Consider the following 2,498-nt stretch of genomic DNA (forward strand, 5'->3'; position numbering starts at 1 on the left):
GGCCAGGTCCAGGCTCCGTTTAGGACCAGGATCAGCGGCAGGGACAGGACGGCGACGAGCGCCAGGTTGCCCAGCGCCCAGCCCGCCAGCCGCACCGTGATGTACCGGGGTGAAACCCGCAGCCACGCAACGCCCGGCGGGTCAATCGCCTCGGTACGCATATTCGCCTTCCGCCTCGGGTTTGCCGCGCTTCCCGTGCAGGTCCGTGGTCCCCTCGGCGTCGCCGTCCTCGGGCGGAATCCGGCAGAACCGCTCCACCAGCAGGCCCACCACAATCATGGCCAGGCCGCCGCCAGCCATGACCAGCGTCTGCCAGGTGATGGCCTGACCGCTGCGGACGCTCCAGAGTCGCAGCTGGTCCAGGAAGATCCCGGCGTGCCAGCCCAGCAGCATCGCCCCGGTGTAGGCGCAGGCCTGGGCAAGGACCAGGGTCCATGCGGCCAGGATCGGGTTGAGCATTCTTTTCTTGTTGCCGTTGCGCCAGCGCAGCACGCGGACTCCGAGGATCAGCGTGAGGACCACGATCACGCCCATGGTGATCAGTCCGGTCAGTGGCAGCACCGGGGTGGCCAGGCCGTAGCGGCCGGCAAGCAGCGTGGCGAACCAGCCGGCGGCGGCCAGCCCGACGCCGATCACGAGCAGCAGGAGCGGGTTGGTCAGCTTCACGGCGCCTCCACCGCCCCAGCCACGCCGTTGAGGTCCTCGAAGCCGTCAAAGGGTGCCAGATCAGGGAAATCGGCGGCCCTGGCGGCCAGTTCGCCCACGCGTTCGCCGTTGAGCCTGGCCGCAGGTTCGATCAGGGACCACGGGTAGAGCACGAAGGCGCGCTCCGCGGCGCGCGGGTGCGGGAGTGTCAGGTCGGGGTCCGAACTGACCAGTTCGCCGTACGTGATGATGTCCACGTCCAGGGTGCGCGGACCCCAGCGGACCTCCCGGACCCGCAGATGCTTTTGTTCCACCGCGTGGCAGTGCCGCAGCAGGTCCTCGGGCGAGAGCGAGGTTTCCACGGCGATCACCATGTTCAGGAAATCCGGCTGGTTCGGCGGGCCGCCCACGGCCTTGGTCTGGACGATCGGCGAGATGGCCAGCAGCCGCACCTCCGGCGGGTCGACGAGGTCGGCGACGGCGGCGGAGAGCGTGTCGTTACGGGCCCCCAGGTTGCTGCCGAGGGCGATCACGGCGCGCGTGTAGGCCGCGGCGTGGGGGCTCATGGCTGTTCCCGGTGCACGCTGACGGACACATCGCCGAAGTCGACCTCGATCGGGGCTTTGGGTTTGTGCACGGTGATGTCCACCGCGGCCACCGGGAAGCGCCGCAGCACGTCGTCGGCGATCCGGACGGCGAGGGCCTCGATCAGGTTCAGCGGTGTGCCGGTGATCCAGCCGCGGATGCACTCGGCCACCTCCCCGTAGTGCGCGGTGTCCAGCACGTCGTCGCTGGCCGCGGCCGGCGCAAAGTCGAGGTGCAGCACCGCATCGACGACGAACGGCTGGCCGTCGCGGCGTTCGAAGTCGAACACCCCGTGATGCCCGACGGCGGTGACGCCGCTCAGTGTGATCCGGTCCATGGGCGGCCGGTTCAGTTGTCGCCGGGCACGGCGGAGGCCGCCGGGCACGGAACCGGGGCGATGCGGGCGGCGACCTTGACGGCGTCCAGGCTCGGGCCGACGTCATGCACGCGGACCGCCCAGGCGCCGCGGTAGGCGCTGATGGCAGTCACGGCGGCGGTCGCCGCGTCGCGTTCGACCGGCGGCGCCGACTTGCCGGCGACGGTCAGGAGGCTGCCCAGGAACCGTTTCCGGGAGGCGGCGACCAGGACCTTGTGGCCCAGGGCCTGCAGCACGTCGATGTTTTGCAGCAGTTCCCAGTTCTGCGCCCCGGTTTTCGCGAAGCCCAGGCCCGGGTCCAGGATGATCTGTTCTGCGGTGGCGCCGGCGGCGTAGAGCTTGTCCCGGACGCCGGCGAGTTCGGCGGCGACGTCCTGCGCCACGTCCCGGTACTCGACCAGCGAGTCCATGGTGCTGGCATCGCCGCGGCGGTGTGTGAGGATATAGGGCGCCTTGCTCCGCGCCACGAGTTCGGCCATTTCCGGCTCGATCGTGAGGCCGGAGACGTCGTTGATTATGGTGGCCCCGGCGGCCAGCGCAGCCTCGGCAGTGGCGGCGTGCGTGGTGTCGATGCTGACCAGGGCGCCGGCCTTGACGAGTGCCTCGATCACTGGCAGGACCCGGCGCTGTTCTTCTTCGACGCTGACGTCGGCGGCGCCGGGACGGGTGGATTCACCGCCGACGTCGATGATGTCGGCGCCGGCGTAGTACATCCGCAGGCCGGCGGCGACTGCGGTGTCCGCCGTCGCGTGCTTCCCGCCGTCGGAGAACGAATCCGGGGTGACGTTCAGGATCCCCATCACCAGCGTCCGGTCCGTGGGCAGGTCCTTGAAAGCCGCGGCCGGGCGCGGCTTGCGCAGCACGGGCAGCGGCGAGGTGGCAGGTCCTGTTC

The 2,498-nt window shown here is 70.2% G+C and carries 4 protein-coding genes and 1 pseudogene; all 5 read right to left on the reverse strand.

What is annotated here, in order from left to right; all coding sequences use genetic code 11:
* Window positions 1–161: pseudogene (locus AB4Y86_RS16695) on the reverse strand (PH domain-containing protein); the annotation flags it as partial.
* Window positions 142–666 carry a DUF3180 domain-containing protein gene (locus AB4Y86_RS16700; RefSeq protein WP_441403291.1) on the reverse strand — a complete coding sequence of 175 codons (525 nt, stop codon included), beginning with the start codon at window positions 664–666 and terminating at the stop codon, window positions 142–144. The pseudogene AB4Y86_RS16695 and the gene AB4Y86_RS16700, both read right to left, overlap by 20 nt.
* Entirely contained in the window at window positions 663–1,211 is a 549-nt protein-coding gene (gene folK, locus AB4Y86_RS16705) for a 2-amino-4-hydroxy-6-hydroxymethyldihydropteridine diphosphokinase (protein WP_441403292.1), read from the reverse strand. Before folK ends, AB4Y86_RS16700 begins: the two co-directional genes overlap by 4 nt.
* The gene (gene folB / locus AB4Y86_RS16710) at window positions 1,208–1,567 is read right to left on the reverse strand and encodes a dihydroneopterin aldolase (RefSeq protein WP_441403293.1); all 360 of its coding nucleotides are present in this window, start codon (window positions 1,565–1,567) and stop codon (window positions 1,208–1,210) included. The genes folK and folB overlap by 4 nt, the downstream gene beginning before the upstream one ends.
* A gap of 11 nt (window positions 1,568–1,578) precedes the next feature.
* Window positions 1,579–2,498, reverse strand: a 920-nt coding sequence (folP, locus tag AB4Y86_RS16715) for a dihydropteroate synthase (protein WP_441403294.1), incomplete at its 5' end; no start/stop codon positions are given.

It is taken from the genome of Arthrobacter sp. 2YAF22_2 (assembly GCF_052114645.1).
In the GTDB taxonomy this organism is placed as follows: Bacteria; Actinomycetota; Actinomycetes; order Actinomycetales; family Micrococcaceae; genus Arthrobacter.

What these genes read in the sequence shown, in the direction of transcription:
- folK (WP_441403292.1), bottom strand. Translation starts at nt 1,211, where the DNA reads ATGAGCCCCCACGCCGCGGCCTACACGCGCGCCGTGATCGCCCTCGGC.
- folB (WP_441403293.1), bottom strand. Translation starts at nt 1,567, where the DNA reads ATGGACCGGATCACACTGAGCGGCGTCACCGCCGTCGGGCATCACGGG.